Below are 23,351 nucleotides of genomic sequence, written 5' to 3' on the forward strand. Positions count from 1 at the left end.
GAACATGGAAATTACAAACTTATGGGATGCCCGCTTTCTTTTCGAGCTGCTCAAGAACGGCTTCCTGCTCGCGGGTGGGATTTACGTGTGGTGGACAACCCGCAACCGCGCCACCAGCACCGCCATCCGCGATGTGCATATCCGGTTAGATGAGGTAGATCGCCACGTGTCACGCCTAGAGCAAACGCTGGAAAATCGCCCAGGCTTCAGCGAGATCGACAAGCTTCGCGGCGAGATGGCGGGCATGAACCGATCAGTGGGTGAGCTGGCAATGCAAGTACAGGCCAGCAATGCACTACTCAACCGCTTGCATGAATACCTGCTGACGGAAAAGGGGAACCGTTAAATGAGCTACCAAGACTTTGAAACCGAAGGCCGTCGCTTGTGCATCCTGCGGATACTTTCGCGTCGTAGCCAGTTCACGACAAATGAGTACTCGCTAAACGATGAGCTGAAAGGTGCTTACGCGCACAACATCAGCCGCGATCGCTTGCACGGTGATCTGGCGTGGCTGGAAGAGCAGGATTTGGTCATTACTCAGCAACCCCGTGTGGGTTGGGTCATCACGCTTACGGCCCGAGGTTCAGATTGTGCAGATGGCCTTGCGAATGTGCCAGGCGTAGCTAAGCCACGCCCAGGAGCATGAGCCATGCCCCCACGCAATAAGGTATTTGACCTTCCACAGGATGTGCGAGAACAGCTAAACGAGAAGCTCGTTAGCAGTGGCTTTCAGGGCTATGAAGCGTTAGCCGGTTGGCTAAGCGAGCGCGGTTATAACGTTTCCAAAAGCTCAGTGCATCGCTATGGCCAGGACTTGCGGGAAGAGTTTGAGGAAGCCATGGGCAGCGTACGCCGCACTACCGAAATGGCCAAGGCCATGGCGGATGCGGTGGAAGATGACGAAGGCAACCTGATCGACGCCACGGCGCGCCTGGTGCAAGAGCACTTACTGCGGATCTCCCTAGAGTTTCGCAAGATGGAGATCGAACCGGATGCCGCCGCGCACCATCTGGCTAAAGTTTCCAAGGCGTTGGATAGCCTGGGACGCCTATCGCTTACCCAGAAGAAACACGCCAAAGAGTTGCGGGCACAAGTGGCTAGAGAGGCCGCTGCTAAGGCCGAAACCAGCATGGCCACACAAGGCATGAGCCGCGAAGCGATCGACTCTATCAAGCGCGACATATTGGGGATTGCCTAATGAGCGCTGCGCTACCTGAATCAGTTCTGCTGCCTTACCAAAAAGCATGGATCGAAGACACCTCCGATCTCAAGATCGCTGAGAAAAGCCGCCGTACCGGCTTGACCTGGGGCGAAGCCGCCGATGGCGTTCTAACGGCCAGCAGTGCCAAAGCTTCCGGTGGTACCAACCACTTCTATGTGGGCTCAAACAAAGACATGGCCATCGAGTTTATCGATGCCTGCGCCATGTGGGCCAAAGCGTTCAACCGCGCCGCATCGCACATCCAGGAAGAACTTTACCAAGATGAGGATAAAGACATCCTCACCTTCAATATCCACTTCTCCAGCGGCTTCAAGATCCAGGCGCTTAGCTCACGCCCCAGCAACATGCGGGGCCGCCAGGGTAACGTCACGATTGACGAAGCCGCCTTCCACGACCAGCTCGCTGAAGTACTCAAAGCCGCGCTAGCCCTCACCATGTGGGGCGCCAAGGTGCGCCTGATCAGCACACACAACGGCGTTGAAAACGTTTTCAATGAGCTGATCCAAGACAGCCGAGCGAAAAAGAAACGCTACAGCGTTCACCGCATCACGCTAGACGACGCCTGCGAACAAGGGCTGTACCAGCGTATTTGCCAAGTGCGCGGTAAGATCTGGACGCCAGAGGCAGAGGAAGAATGGAAGGCCAACCTGCTCAAGGACACCGCCACGCGGGAAGACGCCTTAGAGGAGTACTACTGCGTACCCAAAGCGGGCGGCGGTGCCTACCTCTCACGCGCCATGATCGAAGCGCGCATGGTCGATGCGCCGGTGATTCGCTTTGAAGGCAGCGCAGAATTCAACGCGGTACCCGAGCACTACCGCGCCCTGGAAATAAACGCCTGGTGTATTGAACACCTGCTGCCACTACTGGAAAAACTCGACCCCAAGTTGGCTCATTGCTTCGGTGAAGACTTTGGCCGCAGTGGGGATTTAACCGTGATTGCCCCCATGGCCATCACCCAGCAGCTATTGCGCCAGGTGCCGTTCCTGGTCGAGTTGCGCAACGTACCGTTCAAGCAGCAAGAGCAAGTGCTGTTCTTTATTGCCGACCGCCTGCCACGGCTACAAGGTGGCGCGCTGGATGGCAGGGGCAACGGCCAGTACTTAGCCGAACAGGCAGCCGAGCGCTACGGCAGCATCGTGGAAGTGGTGATGCTTTCCCAGAGCTGGTACCTGAACAACATGCCGCCCTTCAAAGCCGCGTTTGAAGACGAACTGATCAGCCTTCCCCGCGACAGCAACGTGGTTGATGACCTGCGCGCCCTGCAAGTGATTAAGGGCGTCCCCAAGCTACCCGATGCTAAAACCGGCGACAGCAAAGACCGCCACGGCGATGCGGCCATCGCATTGGCCATGGCGTACTACGCCAGCATGATGGATGTGATACCGATTGAATTCACCGCCGCGCCCCTGCCTGGTGTTCCTAACCAGGACAACGACAGCGACGACATTGAACACGCCGGATTCGGCATAGGAGGCGGCGCATGGTAAGCCCCACTGCGAAGTATCGGCGCAACTTGGTCAAGGCCAGTGCGCCAGCCCTGAAAGAACAGCAAACCAACGATGCCCGCATTGGCCAACTCAAGCGTGAGTTCGCCGATCACCCCACCAAGGGGCTCACACCTGCGCGCCTGTATCAGATCCTTGAAGCCGCCGAGCAAGGTGATCTCAAGGCTCAAAGCGAGCTGTTCGATGACATGGAAGAAAAGGATGCGCAGATCGGTGCCGACTTGGGCAAGCGCCGCCAGCTAGCAGCAGAGCTGGAGTGGCAGATCGTGCCGCCGGATAACGCCACCGCCCAAGAGAAGCGCGCCACCGAACACGCCATTGATGTGTTCAGCGCGCTGGAAGTTGAAGACCTGATACTAGACTTGGGTACCGGCATCGGCCACGGCTGGGCCAACCTGGAGTTATCGTGGCAGCGTGACGGCGCACTGCGTTACATCGAACAGCCCACACTAAGACCACACAGTTGGTTCCGCTTGCATCCAGACGACCAGAACTGCATCACCCTACGCGACCATAGCGCCACCGGTGACGAGCTGTGGCCGCTGGGATGGGTGCAGCACCGCCACCGCGCAAAGAGTGGCTACGTAGCCCGAATGGGCTTACACCGAATGCTCGCATGGCCCTACCTGTTCCAGAACTACGCGCTGGGCGACCTGGCGCAGCTGCTCGAAATCTACGGCCTACCGGCCCGCATCGGTAAGTACCCGAAGAACGCCACTGAAAAAGAGAAAGCCACACTGCTACGTGCCGTGGTCACGCTTGGCCAGAATGCCGCTGGCATTATCCCGGAAGGGATGGCCATCGACTTTACCGAGGCGGCAGGCAAAGGTGCTTCAGCCGATATCTACAAAACCATGATGGACTGGTGCGAGCGCGCTAAGGCCAAAGCGATTCTAGGCGGTACGCTCACCAGCGGTACCGGCGAAGGCACCAACACCAACGCTCTGGGCAATGTTCACGAGCGCGGGCAAACCAGCCTGATTCGCTCCGACGTGCGCCAGTACGCGAGCAGTGTCCGAAAAGGCATGTTATGGCCCATGGCGGCGCTTAACTACGGTATCGATAAGGCCCAGCGCGCGCCAAGGTTCTATCTAGATACAGGCGAAACGGAGGATCTTGAACGCCTCTCCAAGAGCTTGCCTACCTTCGTGGACATGGGCGCGAAGATCCCCAGTTGGTGGTTCCATGAGAAATCTGGCATCCCCAAAGCCCAGGAAGGCGAAGAGGTGCTTATGCCAAAGGCAGCGCCAAGCCCATTTGGGGCTCTACGCCTGCCAGCATCTAAACCACCGCTAGCCGCACTACGCCAGGCACCCACACAACCGGGCCAGCCCAGCTATTACCGCGACGCCACCCTAGAGCAGCTAGACGGCCAGGCGCAGCCGGTCGTAGACGGCTGGGTTAACCAGGTGCAGCAGCTGGTAGAACAAGCCGAAAGCCTAGAGCAGTTGCAAGAGCTGATAACCAACGCCTTTGATGACCTGGACGAAACCGAGCTGGCCGATGTGATGGCCATCGCCTTTGAAACTGCCGATCTGGCAGGCCGTGCAACGGTCGATGAGGAAACCGGCAATGCCGATTAGTGCAGAGTTCCGCCGGCCTTTTCCTGAGCAGGTGACGTTCTTCCGTAACAAGCTGAACCTGCCCACCACCCGTTCTGGGCAAATCACCCGCGACCAAAACGACGCGGCCTTTGTCGTGGCCGGTGCCACCAAAGCCGACCTGCTCGTGGATCTTCGCGGCGCTGTCGACGATGCGATCAGCAATGGCCAGAGCATTGGCGAGTTTCGCCGCCAGTTCAATGAGATCGTATCGAAACGTGGGTGGACCGACTGGACAGGGGAAGACACCAAAGCGGGTCGCGCCTGGCGTACCCGTCTTATCTATAAGACCAACCTGGATACATCCTACGCCGCTGGCCGGTGGCAGCAGATGACCGACCCGGATGTGGTGCGCTTGCGCCCTTACTGGCGTTACATCCACAACACGATCGAGAACCCACGCCAGCAGCATCAGCGCTGGAACAACCTGGTGCTGAGTGCAGATGACCCATGGTGGCAAACCCATTTCGCGCCCAACGGCTTTGGCTGCAACTGCGGTGTGGAAACCCTCAACGAACGTGGCCTGCGCCGTTTAGGTAAAGACGGCCCGGACACAGCACCGAATGACGGCACCTATGAGCACGTCGATAGCACCACCGGCGAAGTGGTCACAGTGCCCAACGGCGTGCAGCCAGGATGGGATTATGCCCCTGGGCAAACGGCTACCGAGCGTGCGATCGCCGCCAGGCTAAACCGGTTGGATAGTGTAGAAGCCACCATCGCACGCCAACACGTTGCAGATTTGGTCGCAGCGCCGCTATTCAACAGGTTCTTTAATGGTGAGATGCGTGGGGAGTATCCGGTAGCCGTTGTGCCGCCGGTCGAGCGTGAAGTGCTGGGGGCAGAAAGCCCTGTGGTGCTGTTATCTCAGCAGAGCCTGACTGCGCACCGTGAGCGTCACCCAGAGATCGGTATCAATGACTACCGCCGCGTGCAGCAGCTACTGGACGATGGCGAGGTGTACCGAGTGCCTAACGACCCAGGCCGCTTGATCTACCTGATCATTGAAGGCGTCACCTACCGCGCCGCGCTCAAACGCACCGAAGACGGTAAGAAGAACTACTTTTTGACACTGTTTAAAAGCCGTACAGATCAGCCGCCGCCAGGAGCGGAGCGCTTGAGATAAGTCAGGGGGGAATAAGAGAGGGATTGTAGCCTGCCGCATGGGAGGCACCCATGCTAGCCCTCATCAACGCCTGAGCGTTGGGGTCGGTAGCCATACCGAGGACAGGCACACACAGTATAGGAGAGTTTCATGGGTACCATCAATGTCAGCACCGAGGCAGTCGAACGCGCCATTACCGAGCTGCTGCAAAAAAGCGAAGATCTCACCGCGCCGATGAAGAGTATCGGTGAAGAGATGATCAACCGCACCCAGCAACGGTTTATAGATAAGGAAGCACCGGACGGTACGCCTTGGAAAGATAACTCCCCTGTCACTGAAAAGCACAAAGGCCATGGGCGCATTCTTGAAGGTGAAAGCAGTGAGCTATCCAAACAGTTCAGCTACGCCGCCAGTAACGACAACGTCGAATGGGGCAGCTTGATGGTCTATGCCGCCATGCAAAACTTCGGCGGTACCAAAGCAGAGTTCCCGCACTTATGGGGCGATATACCAGGACGGGAATTTATCGGGCTGTCAGATGACGACGAAGACGAAGTGTTAGCCATCCTTGCCGACCACTTGAGCGTGTAGGAACTAATCATCAACGTGGCCCTGTAAGCGCCGCTGAGGCATTACCCGCTACGTTGGCTTGATATTTGCGCCATAGGCGCGTTAGACCCGCGTTAGATTTCCAATTTAGGGGCTTTGAAAGGGATTCATTGGACGAAGACCTCCGGAGCATGGAAGATACTATTATATATACTGTAGTTTTTTTGAGGTAACACGATGGCGTTATTCACAGCAGGATACGAAGGATTAGATATAGACAGCTTTCTACAAGGGCTGCGGCACGCAGGTGTCAACAAGGTGGTGGACGTTCGCCAGCTTCCCGTATCACGCAAGAAAGGTTTTTCAAAAACGTCTTTTGCGGAAAAGCTCAAGTCATCAGGTATTGATTATGAACACGTCAAAGCTCTTGGCTGCCCCAAGCCAATACGGGATCAATATAAGAAAGACGGTGACTGGGCAAACTATACGAAGCATTTCAGGGCTTACATTGAGACCCAAGAAGATGTAGTTCGCGATGTGGCCGACGAAGCCTCTGAAATTAACGCCTGCCTGATATGTTTTGAGGCAGACGTTATGTTCTGTCACAGAAGGTTCGTGGCAGAGGCGGGTAAAAAACTAAATCCCGATCTCCATGTGAAGCATTTGGCTATCAAAAAAGAGATTGCTGTGGCTGTTTAGGAGGGTAGATCAAGCTGATGATTAGCCATTGACCAGGAAACCGATGCACGGTGCCCATCAGAAACATCAAATCTTTGGCTGGCAGTTCCTCAAGTAGCTTATGTTTGAAAGGACGCTTCCAGCCTTCCTCACCATGAGTTCTGATAAGATTTCTATATAGTGCGCCAATCTCCCAATCCACGATTTTATGCCTGAAAGGAGCAGCGTCTGAAGGTTTTAGGCATTCATAATGATAGTGAAAATCAACAGGTATTTTTTCCAGAACTTTTACTTCACCTTGCTCATCATCTAGAAGTGAAAGTTGGCTTCGTTCTAGCTTGGATCGTTCTTCTTCAGTCCAATCCTTATTTTTATGCTCGGTAAGCGTAAGGTCAGTAATTTTTTGTACTCGAACCAACCCGATAGTTGTGCCATCACGTTGACGTGCTTGTTCAAGGTCTTCAGGACTATCAAAAACGGGTAGCTTCTCAAGATAATGGCGACGATTCCTCCAGTCGCCATCAGAAGGTATGCAATCGCCAAGTTGAATCGAGCCTACCTTCAATTTATGGCTCTCGGGTCTATGATCATCACGACTTTTTTCAATCTTTGCCGAGATCCACTGCCATTTCGAAAACTGCTGATCTCCGCTGATTAAGCGAAAGGGAACCGGAAAAAGGCGAATCAAAGAGCCGTCTTCTTCCATTCCTGCTACACAGGATGTTTCTTGATATCTAGCACTAGGGCTCGGATACGTTTTGCATAGTATGAGTATATTTGCTTCCCTGTCTCGCATATTCCCCCCGTTTTCTTATGTAATAACCTCAGCCTATTTAGTAACAGCAAAGTGATCTTTTCTCCACCCCTCGTTAGAAAAACTCCTAAAGCGCTTTAAATCCACGTCTCGCCCTAAGCCCCCGATCATGGGGGCATGAAAACACAAAGCCTTCAAACAAAGCCCCGCGTCGCTGCCTGCGCTCTACGAGTGCAGCTCACCGACGAAAAAACGCGACTGATGCCTTCTGGCACCTTCCACGTACCGCGTGGGGCTGCTATAGGCTCTGGCCCCTGGAGCCTCTCTGCCGAACAAGGCCAGGCGATTATTCGTCTTGCTGCTGCGCGCAGCACTGACATTGTCATCGACTACGAACACCAAACCCTTTACGCCGAAAATAACGGCTTGCCCGCGCCCGCCGCTGGCTGGGTCGACCCACGCTCGCTTGAATGGCGTGAAGATGGTTTGTACGGCTCCGTTGCCTGGACAGCAGCCGCAAGCGCTGCAATTGCTGAAGGCCCGAACGGCGAACCAGCAGCCTATCGTTACCTCTCCCCCGTATTCCCTTATGACGCCAACGGTGTGCCGTTAGATCTGTTGCACCTGGCGTTAACCAACACCCCCGCCATTGATGAGGGCGCGGCGCAGCTTGCCGCTGCTCGGATGGCGATTACCCATGACGTCAATGATGACGCCCAGGAGATCGACACCGTGAAACGTGAGCAACTGATTAAAACCCTTGGCTTGGCCGCTGAAGCAACCGATGAGCAGATCGACACCGCTATCGCCGCGCTGAAAGCCGCACAGGCAGATGCAGACGCGTTCCGCACAGCACTAGGTGCCAAAGACGACGCGAAGCCGGATGAAGCCGTGGCCGCACTTAAAGCTTCCAGTGCAGGCGCGCCTGCCGACATGACCCAGTTCGTACCTATGGCCGTGTACCAAGAAACTACCCAGCAGCTAGCCGCGCTGAAAGAAAACAGCAATACCGCTGAGCTGGAAGCACTAATCACCGAAGGGCTCAACGATGGCCGTATCGCGGGTAAAGCCACCGCCGATTGGCTGCGCACCCAAGGTATTGCCGCCTGCAAGGCGCATGTGGCAGGCGCCCCCAGCATCGCCGCCCTGAAAACTACACAGACCCAAGGCAAAGCGCCGGAAGGCAGTGAAGTAAAAGGCGACGGCAAGCTAAACGAAACAGAGCTGGCGGTGTGCAAAGGCATGGGCATCTCGCCGGAAGCGTACCGCAAGGCGAACCCCGTACCCGCTGCATAAGCAGGCGCACTAACCCAACAGGCAAGAGGATCACCCCGTGACCGCTGCAACCCAAAATCGAAACACCCCGCACCGCTTAGGGCTGTCTCGCGGCCATCTGGTCGCGGCTGCTGCTGAGTGCTTCGCGGGCACTATCGCCGTCATCAATGCTGAAGGCTTTACCGAGCCAGGCACTACCGCCACCGGCCTGACCGCTGCCGGTGTGTTTGAGCACTACCAGGACAACACCGACGGTGCGGATGGCGACCAGGTGGTGGAAGTGAAGCGCGGCAATTTCCACTTCGCCAACTCAACCAGTACCGACGCGATCACCGCCGCTGACATTGGCCAGGTCTGTTACATCGTTGACAACCAGACCGTCGCTAAAACCGATGGCACCGCTACCCGCTCCCCCGCTGGCATTGTCGACGCCGTCGACGATAACGGCGTGTGGGTCAACATCGACCCGACTAACGGCGTTGCCGCTAGCGCCTGATAAAGGACTGCCTACATGAATCTTACTTCCCCAAATTTGAAGGTGCTGTTCCAGGCCTACAACACCAGCTTCCAGCAGGGTTTTAGCTCGCTGGGTGAGCAGGCCGCGCTCTATGAGCTGTTCTGCACCACTGTGCCATCGACTACAGCGGTTGAGGTGTATCCGTTCCTTAAGTCGCTACCGCGTATGCGCGAATGGCTGGGTGATCGGGTTATTCACTCGCTGGAAGGTGCCGGGTTCAGCATCACGAACCGCAAGTTCGAGCTAACCGAAGGCGTCTCACGTGATGCCATTGAAGACGACACTTACGGCCTCTGGTCGCCGGTGTTCCAAGAGTTTGGCCGCTCCAGCCGTGAGCACCCTAACGAACTCGCTGTGGAAGTTTTGGAAGGTAACCCCGAGTGCTACGACGGCCAGCCGCTGTTTGATACCGACCACTCGGTGCTGGATAAAACGGGCAAAGAAATCTCCGTCAGTAACGACATGGGCGGCACGGGCGATGCCTGGTACGTCATGGATAACACCCGCGTGATCAAGCCGGTCATGTTCCAAAAGCGGCGCGATTACAACTTCCGCTCGATTACCGATCTGAACGATACGGCAGTGTTCATGACCGACAAGTTCCTGTTCGGTGTGGATGCCCGAGTGAATGCCGGTGCAGGGCTGTGGCAGCTCGCCGTTCGCTCTCGCCAGCCGTTTACTGCCGAGAACTACGAAGCCGCGCGCCAGGCATTGACGACGCTGAAAGGTGACTACGAACGCCCGCTGGCGCTGCGTCACTCGCACACCATGGTGCCCAACTCCATGGAAGGCGCTGCCCGTGCCGTGCTGCAAAGCCAGCTCGCCGCTGGCGGTGAAACCAACAAATGGGCGAACACCTCGACACTGGTGCTGAACCCTTGGTTAACCAGCGCTTAACGGCACGTTAAACCGCAATTCGCAGTGCCTACTTAGGCGGGCACTGCGCAACGGAGAGCAACACCATGGCAACACGTAAACAGACCACCGCTGCCAAGGCCAAGCAGGAAGCCCAGGCGAAGGCAGAAGCGACTGAGGCCAAGCCCGAGCCAGTGGTGGAAGCACCAACAACGGCTGACGCCGTAGCGCCGAATGCTGAGCAGGAAGCCCAGGCAAACGCAGAAGCGGCAACAACAGCAGAGGCGAATGAAGCCAATGCCGAGCCCGTGCCGGAAACGGCAGCTAATGCAGTAGCGCCCAACACTGATCCAGCAGCAGCGCCCCAGCCTACCGAGATCCAAGGCAACACTGTCACTGGCGACGGCACCGGCAACGCGCTGCCGCCGATGTTTGAACTGCCTGGTGTTTTCGTGCGCACCAAGCGTCGCTTCAAAAGCCGCCGCCGTGCTGGCTTCCGCTTCAGCCGCGAGGGCATGGGTATTGCCCTTGAGGCGCTGAGCGAAGAGCAGCTGACGCAACTGCGCGAAGACCCGGCACTTGAGGTGGAAGACTGCACCTTCCCGCTGGATGAAGCGACCAGCGAGCCGGAGGCTTAACCCATGCCGTATTGCACGCAAGCGGATCTCATCGAGCGGTTTGGTGAAGCCGAGCTGCTCGCGCTTGCCCGCGATGAATCGGGCACGGCCATTGATACCGCTGTTGTCGAGCGTGCTTGTGACGACGCCAGTGGTGAGATCGACGGGTATGTAAGCGCAGCGGGTTACACCGTGCCGCTAGCCACGGTCACTCGCATCATCACAGCCTATGCGTGCGATATCGCCCGTTACCGGCTCTATGACTCACAAGCCAGCGAGCAAGTGCAAAAGCGCTATGACGATGCGGTTAAGTTCCTGGTTCGCGTTGCCAACGGCACCGTCAAGTTGGGTATCTCGACCGGCTCAGCAGCAAGCAGTTCGGGCAACGTGCAGATGAACTCAGGCCGTCGTGTGTTTTCCGGCGGCGGTTTTTAAGGAGATGGCCATGAATGCCAAACAGACCACCAAAGCAGCGGCTAAGCAAGGCGCTGATAAAGACGCGCCACCACCACGGCCCCGTGAGGCTGTTCAGGTGCGGGTAAAGACCAAATCACCAGGCGTAAAACGCCAGGTGTGTGGCGTTATTTTCGAGAACGCCTGGAAGCACTTAACCCTGGATGATCTAGGCAGTGCCTACAAAGCCATTGAACGCGATCCCGCGTTGGTGATGGAGAAGGCCCCTCCGCCTGCCAAGGCGGTGGCCTCGGATGAGCAAGCAGAGAAAGAGGCCAAGTAATGTTGTTCTCGCTCGCGCCCTGGTTGGAACGGTTAAACGCGCTCAATGATGGCCCGAAAGTGCAGTTGGCCGCAGACGTAAACGCTGCCCAAACCGCCGTGGTTCACCCGAGCCGAATGCTAGTGCTAGGGCGTGAGCCCGTCACACACACAGACATGAGCACCGGCGCCGACCACATGGTTAAGCCTGAAGTGCTGCTTGTCACCGGTATTAATCGCATCAACTTGCCGATGGGTAATACCGACGATGTGCTGGCACAGCTGCGCGAGCCGATGTTGAACAGCCTGATCAATTGGATACCTGACGACTGCGATAGCGCCATCAAGTGGCAGCGCGGCCAAATTCTAGCCCTTAAATCAAACGCCCTTTTCTGGGTCGACGTATTTACCACTGAATACCGGTGGTAGGAGAACGAACCGTGAGCATGAAGACGAACCGCCGGGCGCTCATCGTCGCCCTGGAAGCCGCATATAACGATGGCACCACAATGCCGGATGAAGCCACGCAAGCGGTGTTGGCCCGAGAGATTACGTCAACACCGCTGGCCGGTAATAACATCGAGCGCAACTATGTGCGCCCGTACTACGGCAATTCCCCGCAGGCACCTGGTGAAAAGCACGTACAGGTAGTGGTGGAAGTTGAGCTGAACACCAGTGGCGAGCTGGGCACGCCACCCCCTTGGGGCACGATGTTGCGCGCCTGTGGCTGGAGTGAAGTCATTGTTGAGGGGGAAAGCGTCACCTACTCGCCCGTATCTGACGATGAAGACAGCTGCGTGTTCTTCGCCCACATGGATGGCAACTTGCACAAAGGTCGCGGCGCGCGTGGCACACCAGAGTTCACGCTCAATGGTAATGGCATTCCGGTGATTCGCTTCACGCTTTACGGGCTCATCAGTCCCGTGACGCAAGAAGCGCTGCCCGCCGTCACGTTGACCCAGTGGAAGAAAGCCTTGGTGGTCAACAGCACGAATACAGAGCAGCTCAGCTTCTTTGGTGCAAGCGTACCGTTTAGCCAGTTCTCGCTGAACATGGCTGGCCAAGTGGAGCACATGTCCGAGATTGTCGGTGGTGCCGATATCGAGATTACCGATCGCGGCCCGTCGGGCACGCTACAGATCGAAGATCCGGGCGTAAGCGTGAAGGATTATTTTGAGGCTCACCAGAACGCAGAAACCGGAGTACTCACCCTCACTCACGGTAAAACCCCCGGCAGCATTATCGAGTTCAGCATGCCCTCTGTAGGCATTGAAGCCCCTAGCTACGCAGATGTGAAAGGCAAGCAGATGCTGAGCATTAACTACATGCCCGAGCCGATCGACGGTAACGACGAAGTCACCATCACCGTCAAATAAAGTCTTTTGCGAAGAAATTAACCGCTGACTAAGCGGCGGTTAAACAGCCTTTAACGAACCGTTATCTCCAGGAGAACTACCCGTGTTCAAACTCAATACTAATCGCCGCTTCTCATACCCTGTCGCACTGACCGTCTACGACGAAACCGGCAAAGAGCAGTCCGGTAAGTTCAACGCTGTTTTCCAAGTCGTGGGGCAAGACAAATTACTTGAATTGCCTGCCGATGCGCTGCTGCTCGATCAGGTGCTGGTAGAAGTCAGCGACATTGAAGTGCCCGGCGAAGACGGCAAGGCCCTGCAAGGCGAGGAACTCCTGAACGCAGTGAAGAATGACCCGGCAGCCAGCGCTGCGTTGTTAGCCGCTTACAGGGAAAGCATCTCAAAAAAGAATCGCCCGCGAACCTGATCGACGCAGGGAGACACTGGGCTGAGGCCAATGTGGCTCAGCCCAACCTGGTCAAGGAAGACGTTGCTGCATTAGGGATCACACTGACAGGGGAATTGGCCGAAGAGGCCGAGGCAGCGGAAGCTGAGCCGGATCTCTTCGCCGTACTGCCAGAGAACTGGGAAGCCGTGCGGCTGTTTGAACGCTGCTGCCGCCAGTGGCGATACAAGAACGGTGATGAGCTTGTATCACTGGATGTGTCAGCGGTTGCCAGCGTTCTCAACCTCTACCAGCTCCCCCCAGAGCAACAACTTGAGCGGCTGGATCAAGTACAGCTCATTGAGTACGGCGCGTTACTCGTGATCAAAAATTCCCCCAATAAACGTTAGAAGGCTGGACTGTGAACAACAATCTAACGCTAAGCGTTACCCTCACTGGCGATAATCGCCAGCTTTCGGGCACCCTAAAGGATGCCCAGGGTGACGTGCGGGAATTCAGTACCACCACAGAGCGGGAAAGCAAAAAGGCCGAAACCGCATTAGAAAAGCCGGGGCGCCAGGCTGCCACCGTTTCTGATCACCTCCGCGACACCCAGCGCGAAGCGCGCACCTTTGGTACCGAAACCGACCGCAGTAGCCGCCAAGCCAGCCGTGCATTGGCTCAGACCGGCGACCAAGCACAAACGGTCACTGGCCATCTGGATCAAATGCGTGGTGTCGCAGTTGCTGTTGGCGTTGCAATGGCCACCATGGGTGTTCGTGATTTTGTCGCAGACACCTATGCGGCTGTTAGCAGCTCTCAGCAGCTTCAGGCATCACTTAAAACCGTAACCGGCTCTATAAAAAACGCATCAACGGCTTGGGATACGCTGTTAGGTTTTGCCGCAGAAACACCCTTCACGCTAGATCAATCAGTTCAAGCATTTATCCGCATGCAGTCGCTAGGATTAAACCCTAGCCTGGAAGCGCTGCGATCTTATGGCAACACCGCCTCTGCCATGGGTAAAGACATGATGCAGATGGTCGAGGCGGTAGCGGATGCCACGACGGGAGAATTTGAGCGCCTAAAAGAGTTTGGTATTCGTGCCAGCAAAGAAGGTGAGCAAATCTCGTTCACCTTCCAAGGCGTGACTACCACCGTGGCAAACAGTGCCACAGCTATTAGCCAATACCTCCAGGAGATCGGGCAAAACCAGTTCGCAGGTGCCATGTCTGATCAGATGGACACGCTTATCGGTCAATCAGCCAACCTAGAAGACTCTATCTACCAGCTTTACCTGGCCATAGGTGATGCCGGGGCTACCGAAGTATTTGAGAGCACTCTCGCCAACGCCAGTAACACCGTTCAGTTCCTGACCGACAACATCGACACGCTGGCGTCTGGTGCAGAGATCATGGCGGTGCTAATTGGTGGGCGTGTCGTTGTTGCCCTGGCCAACGTCACCGCTGCCAAGTTAGCAGCGACACAGCAGACGATTGCGTACCAGCTCGCGTTGGCGCGCATGGCAGGAGTATCGGGTACCGCTGCCGCTGCACAAACAGCACTGGCGGGCGCGACTCGTGCCGCTTCTGGCGCAATGATGCTATTGGGTGGCCCCGCTGGTGCCGTCGCGCTAGCGGGCTTAGCCATTTACACCTTCCGCGATGAGCTAGGCCTAACGGTTCCTCAGATCGATGCCAACACCACTGCTGTCAACAAGCTGACCAATGGGCTTGATGACATGAACCAGGCCGCTGCGCAGCTCACGCTGACATCGCTGGTAGGTCAGTTGGCTGAAGTGCGTGCCCAGGCTGAGGTGACGGCTGAAGAGTTTCTGAAGGTTGGCCAAATTGAAGGTGATGGCGGCGGTGGCTTTTTGGGGGTTGATGTCACAGCTCAAACCAACGCCGTGCGTGAGCTGGGCGAAACCAGCAACGCAACACAGCAAGAGGCTGCCAATCTCGAATCGGCTATCGCACTTGTAGAAGGTCGAATTGGCCAATTGGGAGAGCGTAACCGAGAAGTCACACCCACGGTTACAGAAATTGGTGAAGCCAGCAAAACCGCTGCCGCCAAGGCTCAAGAGCTTGCAAAATCCACTCAGGCCCAATTAGATGCCTTAGAAGAACTCTACAACCGCCTGCGACCTGGCCGTAGTGAAGTGGTTCAGCTAGCGCGAGACATGCAGACGCTTAACCTGGCAATCGCCATGGGCACAGGCAACGTCGCTGAAAACATCCAGATGATGGGACTGCTCCAGCAGCAATACATCGATGCACAGAACGACACCGACGACCTTGCCGCGAAGTCTGAAGACGCGGGCAGCCGCATCGCTAATAGCTTCACCACTTGGGGCACCATTGCCGATAACACGCTGCGCAATGTTGACGACTCAGGCCGGGACGCGTGGCTAGGCCTAGTGGACGGCTCAACCAGCGCGCTAGATACCGTCGAGCGTGCTTTCGAGCAGACGATCGCCAACATCCTTCACATGCTCACCACCCAGAAGTTCACCTTCCAGGTAGCGGGCATGATGGGGCTGGACACCACCGGAATGCCAGGCGCTGGCGGCCAACAAGGTGGCTTCAACATGGGCTCGCTGAAAAGCGGCTGGGATACCGTCAGCGGCTTGTGGGGCGGCGGTTCAGCCGCTTCAACGGCTGCGGCTGGTTACACCGGTGCGCTTGGCGCTGCAACATCAACAGGCTATGGCGGTGCCCTCGGCAGCGCTGTATCCGGTGCTGCAAGCGCGGGCGGTGGTTTTATGGGTGCGGCCAGTGCGGCAATGCCTTGGGTGGCAGGCGGCATGCTGGTGGATGAAGTGCTGGGGCTTGGTATTGTCGACGGCATCGTGAGTGGCATTAGCAGCTTGTTCGGTGGTGGCAAAACACCGTTTAGCGGTCGCTTTGGCACCACTGGCAATATCGGCAGCGGCACATTCGAGCACCAGGATGATGGCGAGTTCTACGGTCAGAGCGCGCTGGGCTATACCGGCTTCCTGAACCAGGGCACTGAACGCCTACAGCGTGCGGGTACCGGTTCCAAAGACTGGGCCGCAGAGCTGACCACCGCATCGGTCGAAATGGACAACCTGGTCGCTTCGATCGCCCAGACGCCTGAAGAGCTGGAGGCAATGCGCAGTGCAGTACAGGGGCTGCAAACATCGAGCCGCAGCGCTGCTGACATCATTGACTTTGCCTTGAACGAACGCCCACGTGCCGCCTTGGATGCGCTCGGCGGTCAGTTCGGGGAGTTCGTGCGCGGCCTGAGCGGCGGTATTGAAGAGGTGGTTCAGCAAGCCCAGCTAGGCCAGCAGGCGCACACGGTGCTGGCTGGCAGCATGGATCGCCTGAATCTCCAGTTCAATGCCACCAGTGCCGGTGCCTATCAGGCGGCCAGCAATATTGCCGAATACGCGGGCGGTGTTGATCAGCTCACTCAGTTACAAGATCAGTATTACCAGGCGTATTTCAGCGAAGCCGAGCGTGCCGCGAACCTGCAAGAGGATCTGACAGCATCGCTCAACGCCATGGGCTTGGCGCTGCCTGCGAACGAAGCGGGGTTCCGCGCCCTGGTCGAGGCGCAAAATCAGAACACTGACTCAGGTGCGCGTAACTACGTCCAACTGTTGCAGCTCAGCGGTGCGTTTGACCAGTTGCAGGACATGCTTGGGCAGACCGATACCGGCGTGCGCAGCTTCACTGACGAATTAAGCGCCGCTCGCGATGCGCTGGCCACCGCTGAAGACCAGACCCGCCGCGCCTATGAGGTGTTCAGCAACCAGGCGTTTGACCAGCAGATCGAGCTGCTCAACCTAATGGGCGATGCGGAAGGCGCCCTGGCCCTTGAGCGTGAACGCGAACTGGCAACGATCGACGAATCTCTACGCCCGACGCAGGAGCGTATCTGGGCCATTCAGGATGAGATCGCCGCGCAGCAGAACGCCACGGCAGCGGCTCAGAACTATCAGCGCGAGCTGGCCAGCGTGCGTGACCAGCTCAACCAGCAGTTTGCCCAAAACGCGGGCTGGCTCGATCAGCAGCAAGCGACCAGCGGCGCGCCTGAAACCAACCTGGCTACAGCGCAAGAGCAGCTCGCCCGCCAGTTAGTGCTGGCCGAAAACGGCGACCGCGACGCTATGCAAGTCATCACTCAGTACGCCGATCGCGTGCTGGAAGCCAACCGAGCATTCAACGCCAGCAGCCCCGCTGGCCAGAGCATTGAAGACGACGTTTATGCGGCTATCCGAGCGCTGCCGGAGTCGATCAGTGCTGAGCAGTACCTGGCTGATGAGATCCGCGAGGCACTGCAAGAAGCCGTAGAACAACTGCCCGGCGGCATCGCCACTTCACTGCACCCGCTGTTTGAGAGCATCGATCTCGATGCCTCTGGTCTGATCGATTGGGATGAGTTTTACGGCGCATTTGCAGGGATGGCCAGCGATGCCGAGCTAAAGCGCATCTTCCAAAAACTGGACACTGATGGCAGCGGCACGATCAGTCGCCTTGAAGCATTAAACCGCTCAAATGAAGGCACCGAAGCCAATACGCAAAGCCTGGAAGAACAGGCCCGCGACCAGCTGCGCGAGCTGAACGGCTTGGTGGGTGAAATGACCCGCACCACTGACCAGTTTGTGTCGCTCAACTCAACGATGGTGAGTCTACAAGATTCGATCAACGCCCTAGGTGTTGCCAACGATGAGATTGCCCGGATTGAGCGCGAGAAAGCAGCGGCTGAGCAGGCCGAGCGTGACCGCGTTGAACGCGAACGCTCTATCGAAGGTTACCTCTCAAACGCGGCTAGCTTTGAGTCGGCGTCAGCAAGCCACAGTGAGACAGCAAGCCGCTTGAGTGGCCGTATCGACTCACGCGATGCAGGCAATATCTCGGGGTTGATTGATAACCGCATGAAAGATGGCGTGTTCACCAATAAAGAGTGGGAGGACATGCTCGCGCACCTCAATAAGGTGTTTGGTCGGGATTCCCTGGAATACCTCTACGGTCGCGAATACGCCGCTGCTTACCGCAATGAAACCCGCGCTGATGAAGAGCGCGCCAAAGCGGCACGACTTGATGGCTCACATGCGACAGGCCTTTGGAACGTGCCGTTCGACGGCTACGTGGCAGAGCTGCACCGCGATGAAATGGTTGTACCCGCCCAGACGGCTGATCGTCTGCGGGATCTGCCTGCCCGTTCGCCATCATCCATGCCGTTGACTAACTTCCCGCTGCTCAGCAACAACGATGCCGTGCAAGTGCAGCGCGACTTGGTGCGCGAGAATCAGCAACTACGGGCTGACCTTAACCGCTTGTTAAGTGCCAGCAACAAACACCTGGCAGCGGCCAATAACCAACGTGGTGCAGCCGCGACCCAGCAGATCGCAGCCACTGAGCGCGGCAATAAGATGCTCAAGCGCATGGAAGACGACAAGCGGCTGGAGGCGGCGAAACGATGAGCACCTGGACGCTGACCATTCAAGCGCTTGACGAAGAAAACACGCCGCAAACGCTGCGCTTTAGTCTCGGCATTTATTTGGATGATGACGACAATTTCTACGACCCGCGCATCCTACAGCCTGGCTTGTACGAAGCGGGCCTTTACGCGGGTCAACTGCTCCAGCAGAGCCGCTCTGGCTATGGCGAAACCACCTTGGTCAATGCTGATGGCGGCTTAGATTATCTCGCTGATTACGCCGTGGATGGCCGCGAAATGATTCTGGCCTTTGCCGGTGTTCCCCAGGTCACTGGGACGGTGGCACGCCTGGCGTTTTCGGACACCGAAGTGTCGGTGGTACTGCGTGACCCACTGGAGCCGTTGCGATCGCCCCACCCGATGGAGACTTACGCGGGCGATAACGTGCTGCCCAACGGCCTGGAAGGGACTGAGGACGATATAGCAGGCGAGCCCAAGCCGCTGGTGTTCGGTGAAGTGCGCAACGCTCAGCCCGTGCTGGTCAACACGGCCAAGCTCATCTACCAGGTGTCATCGCTTTCAGACTGCACAGTGACGGCGGTTTACGATCGCGGCGTCGCGCTGGATAACGGTGGCGTCTATACCAGCCTGGCGCAGTTGCAAAACACGGCCCCAGACCCCGGTGATTTTCGTGCCTACCAGGGCTATATCCGCATTGGCGATAACGCCGAAGGCACGCTGACGGTGGATGCCGAGCAGAGCGACCCAAGAGCCGGTGCTGTGGCCCAATCACTGGCAGCGGCGCGTGGCTATACGCTGCACACAAGCGACGTGGCCACTCTCAATGACTATGGTGCCGTGCGCTTCTATCTCACCACCGAAACTAACACGCTTGAGCTGCTCGATCGCATCGCTGAAAGCATCGGTGGTTGGCTAGCCGTTCAGCCTGATCAGGTGCTGCGCCTGGGCGATTGGGAATCCCCCGAGCCCACTGACGAAGCTATACACGATTATTCCATTGAAGCGATCAGCCGAAGCGCGACCGGGGCAGGTGAAGGTGGCCTTCCGGTGTGGCGCGTCACCCTTGAATGCGATCGCATTGAGACCATCCAAGCTGATCTTGATAGCAATGTTTCAGAAGCGCGTCGCGCTCGCCTTGCGCGGCAAACACGGCGCGTGGTGGCCACCGATCAATCGGTGCGTGACCGCCATCCATTAGCCGGTGAAATCATCATTAACAGCGTGTTGGCCAGCTATGCGCAAAGTCAGGCCGTGGCTCAGCGCGTATTGGCGCTATTGAGTGTGCGTCGCGATAGCGTCCAGGTCGAAGCCCTGGAGGCACCACTGCCCACCGTGGGCGGCAATCTAACGCTGATTACGCCGCGCCAAGGCTACGGTAATGGCCGCGCTATGCGCGTTACAGGCTACCGGCTCAACGCGCAAACCGACGAACTCTCACTGAACCTCTGGGGCTAACATGGCACTTGATCCGAATAAAATCGCGCTGTGCTGGCCCAATTACATCGATGCGGCAACGGTTAGCGGTGGCCAGTGGCTAGGTACGCTGCCGCTTGAGCACGTGAAAGATGACCGCTTATCTGTGGTCACCAAATCGGCGTCACTCGACCCGGCGGACACGCAATATTCAATCACTTTAACTAAGCGTCAGCGCCTGCACGTGCTGGCCATCCCTGCCCACAATATGAGCGCCGCCGCCACGGTTCGTGCGCGTGTGTATCGTGATGTTGAGCAAACCGATCTGATTTATGACACCGATTGGCAAAATGTCTGGCCCGTTCTTTACGGCCTGGATGATGTGGTATGGGGCAATGACAATTTTTGGAACCGCCGATTATCAGAAGACGACCGGATGAACTACACGCCGTTGATGGTGGTGCTTTTTCCCGAGCGCCTACTGGCCAGCAGCGTGCATGTGGAGCTGGTGGATACTGGCAACCCAACAGGAGCGATCATCATGGGTCGCGTCGTTCTCGCTGACGTCTGGCAGCCCATTAAGAACCTCGATTATAACGTTCAGCATGGCTACGACAGCGGCACTCAGATCACCCGCGCAGGCGATCTTGCCCGCACAGGTTACGCCCGCCGCGTGACGCCGAAACGCACCGTGAACTTCCAGCTAAGCAACTTAACCGAAGACGAAGCCTTCCTGCGCGTTCACCGCTTGCATCGCACCCAAGATGTGGTGGGCGAGATCCTCTATCTCTGGTCGCCAGTACCCTCACCGACCAACTTTGCCCGCGCCATGCTGGCACAGCAAACCGAGCTGAACCCCATTAACTACCCGTATCACGCGAACTATGAAAACACGGTGTCACTACTGGAGATCCTATAAATGGCGAGCGTAACGTTTCCCGAAGAGCTAGGCGGCAACGGCCAGACCTACACCGACGACGCCGACCCGGACACGGGCCTGGATGGCCTGGGCTATACCGTTCGGTTTATCCCCTGCCTACAGCAAGCGGTGGCCATGGGGCTGTCAGCGCAGAGCAACGCTGAGGCGGCGGCTGGCTATGTGACGCAGTGCCAAACACTGCGCAATGAGGCTGCTGGCTCAGCCAGTGCCGCTGCGGGTTCAGCGTCCACTGCCAGCACGGCTGCCAGTACAGCGACCACGAAAGCCGATGAAGCATCGGGCTCAGCCAGTGCCGCTGAGGGTTCAGCATCCACAGCCAGCTCGGCTGCCAATACAGCAACCACGAAAGCCGGTGAAGCTTCTGACTCAGCCAGTGCTGCTGCGGGTTCAGCATCCACAGCTAGCACGGCTGCCAGTACAGCGACCACGAAAGCCGGTGAATCATCCGACTCAGCCAGTGCTGCTGCGGGTTCAGCATCCACAGCTAACACGGCTGCCAATACAGCGATCACCGCTGCCGATGCCTCAGTACAGGCCAAAAATGAATCCCAGGCGCTCTACGGCGACCTAAACGCAGTTGAGACTGCCAAGACTCAAGCCCAGCAGGCCGCGACCGATGCAGGCGAAGAGAGAGGCTTAGCCCAGACCGCCCGAGAAGGCGCTGAGACTGCTCAAGAGGCAGCCGAAACGGCAGCTGGACAAAGCGAAGGTGCAGCGACTGCCGCCGTTCAGGCGCACACTGAACAGACAGACCCGCACACTCAATACGAGAAAAAAACAGCGCTGAAAGCGCTGGCTTACGTTGCTTCATTGTCAGAAGCAAATATTGGCGATCTGGAAGCGCTGCAAACTGCACTTCAAATTATCAATGTAGCTGGCCGAGGTGTGACAGGTGATGGACCAGGGCTGCTATTAGATGGTGCATACGGTCTAGGAGTAACGGACAACTACAGCCCAAGTGGCGTTAACCTTGATAACGGCCAATCTGCGAACGGCTTTTGGCGTGCTGATAGCTCACGTCAAACATCCGCTTACTGGCCGTTTACTCCTTTTATAGGAGGTATGATTCAGACAAGAACGAGCGGCGGTGGCATTTATCAAATGATGCTCCGAGATAATCGGCTGTGGTTTCGCTCTTCCACTGACACTAACCCGCAAGCATTTAGCCAAGTACGCTCTACAGCAAATACGACTGTTGATAGTAATGGTTTCATTAAACAGGCTTCTCCTATTTACCGACTATCTAACACTTCTGAAACGTCGATAAGCGAAGAGCAAAACTTTAAAGAAGCGGGATCGGGGGCGGCTAATGGTGAGGCCCAAGGCGTCACCGCAACACATGATGCGGTGGGCGTGTATACCGTCACTGGGTCGCTCGGTTTTGCTGTAAACGGCTGGACGGTTGAAGTGCCGCAGGATAGTAACGGCAATCGGCTTTGTGTCGTAGAAGCGGAGCAGGCGCAGGATGGCACTATCACGGTGCGCACGTTCTCTAAAACGGTGGATACTGATACCGGCGATGTCGTCGCTAATGAGCCCATGGATATACCTGCCGGGCGCTGGGTGGATCTGCGTTTAAGCATGCCCGAGCCGCCCACTAGTGAACACCCTGATGACGCCCCAGAATCGCCTATTCCGTTAACCCCTGAACAAGAAGAGCAAGCCCGCATTGAGCAGCTCGAGCGCTGGCGCGCAGCGACTAAGGTAAGTGCATTTCAGGCGCACCAAGCCCTTGATGATTCCGGTTTGTATGAACAGGTCGAAGCGGAAATGACAAAGCCTGAAACGACAAATAAAACCCGCCGAGCTTGGGAAAAGGCGACTGAGTTCCGGCGTTTAAGTGAAACCGTGATAGAGCTGGCCTCTGCGCTAGGGCTAACAGATGAGCAAGTTGACAATTTGTTCAGGCATGCGTTGACGATCGAGGCCTAGGTTCCCACGCCGGGCGTACTAACCTCTTATGTGTATGCCTAGCGTAAAGCCGAATAGGACAACATTAGCAAAAAGAATGACCAACATTATACGCTGGCTCGTTATAGCGGCTTTTGGAGCCGTGCCCTGATCATCACTGCGGTAAATATCTCTACCCCTGAGAGCAGCGCTGGCTTGATCCATTAGGAAATTGTAACGCTCCAAGGCTTGCTTTAGCAGGAACATAATAGGGAAGCTGAAGATAGTAGCTCCCAATGCCAGAAAAGGCCGATTAGCCTCAAAAAGAGCATAGTACCAGCCAGCAATGAAGGCCGTTTGGATGGTGATAGAGTATTGAATCACCTGCCAAGCACGGTTTTGATGACAGATTAAAAGATCTTTGCGGATGGCATCGTACTCAGGTCCATCTTTATTAGGAGAAATATCCATAATCAATCGTGCCTCAGAGAGAGTGATCGTTAGGTCATCCTAATGCACAAAGAGGAGTGACCACCCAAG

General features: G+C 56.8%; 24 protein-coding genes. 22 read left to right on the forward strand and 2 right to left on the reverse strand.

Annotated features, from left to right (window positions below):
- Nucleotides 1-4: 4 nt before the first annotated feature.
- The 8 genes from AC5TBW_RS17970 to AC5TBW_RS18005 all read left to right on the forward strand — a co-directional run bounded on the left by AC5TBW_RS17970 (nt 5) and on the right by AC5TBW_RS18005 (nt 6,684).
- Nucleotides 5-346, forward strand: a complete 342-nt coding sequence (locus tag AC5TBW_RS17970; RefSeq protein ID WP_233975112.1) for a DUF2730 family protein — start codon at nt 5-7, stop codon at nt 344-346.
- The gene (locus tag AC5TBW_RS17975; protein WP_495509868.1) at nt 347-646 is read left to right on the forward strand and encodes a VpaChn25_0724 family phage protein; all 300 of its coding nucleotides are present in this window, start codon (nt 347-349) and stop codon (nt 644-646) included. It abuts the gene before it with no gap.
- 3 nt (nt 647-649) lie between these two features.
- Nucleotides 650-1,198, forward strand: coding sequence for a DUF3486 family protein (locus tag AC5TBW_RS17980; protein ID WP_495509869.1), 549 nt, complete (start codon nt 650-652; stop codon nt 1,196-1,198).
- Complete coding sequence (locus tag AC5TBW_RS17985; protein ID WP_495509870.1) at nt 1,198-2,712, forward strand: hypothetical protein; 1,515 nt, start codon at nt 1,198-1,200, stop codon at nt 2,710-2,712. The genes AC5TBW_RS17980 and AC5TBW_RS17985 overlap by 1 nt, the downstream gene beginning before the upstream one ends.
- Nucleotides 2,706-4,313: a DUF935 domain-containing protein gene (locus tag AC5TBW_RS17990; RefSeq protein ID WP_495509871.1), complete on the forward strand. Its 1,608-nt coding sequence runs from the start codon at nt 2,706-2,708 to the stop codon at nt 4,311-4,313. Before AC5TBW_RS17985 ends, AC5TBW_RS17990 begins: the two co-directional genes overlap by 7 nt.
- Nucleotides 4,303-5,457 (forward strand): phage head morphogenesis protein, encoded by a 1,155-nt coding sequence (locus AC5TBW_RS17995; RefSeq protein WP_495509872.1) that lies wholly within the window; start codon nt 4,303-4,305, stop codon nt 5,455-5,457. The genes AC5TBW_RS17990 and AC5TBW_RS17995 overlap by 11 nt, the downstream gene beginning before the upstream one ends.
- A 129-nt stretch (nt 5,458-5,586) precedes the next feature.
- The gene (locus AC5TBW_RS18000) at nt 5,587-6,027 is read left to right on the forward strand and encodes a phage virion morphogenesis protein (protein ID WP_495509873.1); all 441 of its coding nucleotides are present in this window, start codon (nt 5,587-5,589) and stop codon (nt 6,025-6,027) included.
- A 195-nt stretch (nt 6,028-6,222) separates the two neighbouring features.
- Complete coding sequence (locus tag AC5TBW_RS18005; RefSeq protein ID WP_144814086.1) at nt 6,223-6,684, forward strand: DUF488 domain-containing protein; 462 nt, start codon at nt 6,223-6,225, stop codon at nt 6,682-6,684.
- Here AC5TBW_RS18005 and AC5TBW_RS18010 read toward each other — a convergent pair.
- Entirely contained in the window at nt 6,656-7,459 is an 804-nt protein-coding gene (locus AC5TBW_RS18010; RefSeq protein WP_495509874.1) for a DUF8757 domain-containing protein, read from the reverse strand. The two genes, AC5TBW_RS18005 and AC5TBW_RS18010, sit on opposite strands and share 29 nt — an antisense overlap.
- Before the next feature lie 135 nt (nt 7,460-7,594).
- Here AC5TBW_RS18010 and AC5TBW_RS18015 point away from each other — a divergent pair, with 135 nt between their 5' ends.
- From AC5TBW_RS18015 to AC5TBW_RS18080, 14 genes are all read left to right on the forward strand, one after another.
- Nucleotides 7,595-8,713 (forward strand): phage protease, encoded by a 1,119-nt coding sequence (locus tag AC5TBW_RS18015; protein ID WP_495509875.1) that lies wholly within the window; start codon nt 7,595-7,597, stop codon nt 8,711-8,713.
- Between the two features lie 37 nt (nt 8,714-8,750).
- Nucleotides 8,751-9,188 (forward strand): hypothetical protein, encoded by a 438-nt coding sequence (locus AC5TBW_RS18020; protein ID WP_495509876.1) that lies wholly within the window; start codon nt 8,751-8,753, stop codon nt 9,186-9,188.
- A 15-nt stretch (nt 9,189-9,203) separates the two neighbouring features.
- Entirely contained in the window at nt 9,204-10,106 is a 903-nt protein-coding gene (locus tag AC5TBW_RS18025; protein ID WP_495509877.1) for a Mu-like prophage major head subunit gpT family protein, read from the forward strand.
- 65 nt (nt 10,107-10,171) lie between these two features.
- Nucleotides 10,172-10,702, forward strand: a complete 531-nt coding sequence (locus AC5TBW_RS18030; RefSeq protein ID WP_495509878.1) for an HI1506-related protein — start codon at nt 10,172-10,174, stop codon at nt 10,700-10,702.
- Between the two features lie 3 nt (nt 10,703-10,705).
- Nucleotides 10,706-11,116 (forward strand): gp436 family protein, encoded by a 411-nt coding sequence (locus AC5TBW_RS18035; protein ID WP_495509879.1) that lies wholly within the window; start codon nt 10,706-10,708, stop codon nt 11,114-11,116.
- Between the two features lie 10 nt (nt 11,117-11,126).
- Nucleotides 11,127-11,417, forward strand: coding sequence for a hypothetical protein (locus AC5TBW_RS18040; protein WP_495509880.1), 291 nt, complete (start codon nt 11,127-11,129; stop codon nt 11,415-11,417).
- A complete protein-coding gene (locus tag AC5TBW_RS18045; RefSeq protein ID WP_495509881.1) occupies nt 11,417-11,824 on the forward strand; it encodes a phage tail terminator protein in 408 nt (135 codons plus the stop codon). The genes AC5TBW_RS18040 and AC5TBW_RS18045 overlap by 1 nt, the downstream gene beginning before the upstream one ends.
- A 17-nt stretch (nt 11,825-11,841) precedes the next feature.
- Nucleotides 11,842-12,771, forward strand: coding sequence for a phage tail tube protein (locus tag AC5TBW_RS18050; protein ID WP_495511989.1), 930 nt, complete (start codon nt 11,842-11,844; stop codon nt 12,769-12,771).
- Nucleotides 12,772-12,853: 82 nt separating this feature from the next.
- Nucleotides 12,854-13,177 carry a hypothetical protein gene (locus tag AC5TBW_RS18055; protein WP_495509882.1) on the forward strand — a complete coding sequence of 108 codons (324 nt, stop codon included), beginning with the start codon at nt 12,854-12,856 and terminating at the stop codon, nt 13,175-13,177.
- A 32-nt stretch (nt 13,178-13,209) separates the two neighbouring features.
- Entirely contained in the window at nt 13,210-13,545 is a 336-nt protein-coding gene (locus AC5TBW_RS18060; protein ID WP_495509883.1) for a DUF1799 domain-containing protein, read from the forward strand.
- Nucleotides 13,546-13,556: 11 nt separating this feature from the next.
- Nucleotides 13,557-18,590 (forward strand): hypothetical protein, encoded by a 5,034-nt coding sequence (locus AC5TBW_RS18065; protein WP_495509884.1) that lies wholly within the window; start codon nt 13,557-13,559, stop codon nt 18,588-18,590.
- On the forward strand, nt 18,587-20,023 hold the full coding sequence (locus AC5TBW_RS18070; protein ID WP_495509885.1) for a hypothetical protein: 1,437 nt from the start codon (nt 18,587-18,589) through the stop codon (nt 20,021-20,023). The genes AC5TBW_RS18065 and AC5TBW_RS18070 overlap by 4 nt, the downstream gene beginning before the upstream one ends.
- A 1-nt stretch (nt 20,024) precedes the next feature.
- Entirely contained in the window at nt 20,025-20,900 is an 876-nt protein-coding gene (locus AC5TBW_RS18075) for a hypothetical protein (protein WP_495509886.1), read from the forward strand.
- Entirely contained in the window at nt 20,901-22,853 is a 1,953-nt protein-coding gene (locus AC5TBW_RS18080; protein WP_495509887.1) for a phage tail fiber protein, read from the forward strand.
- A gap of 18 nt (nt 22,854-22,871) precedes the next feature.
- Here AC5TBW_RS18080 and AC5TBW_RS18085 read toward each other — a convergent pair whose 3' ends face one another.
- Nucleotides 22,872-23,282, reverse strand: coding sequence for a hypothetical protein (locus tag AC5TBW_RS18085; RefSeq protein ID WP_495509888.1), 411 nt, complete (start codon nt 23,280-23,282; stop codon nt 22,872-22,874).
- Between the last annotated feature and the right edge of the window lie 69 nt (nt 23,283-23,351).

It is taken from the genome of Vreelandella sp. ssv, assembly GCF_059448525.1.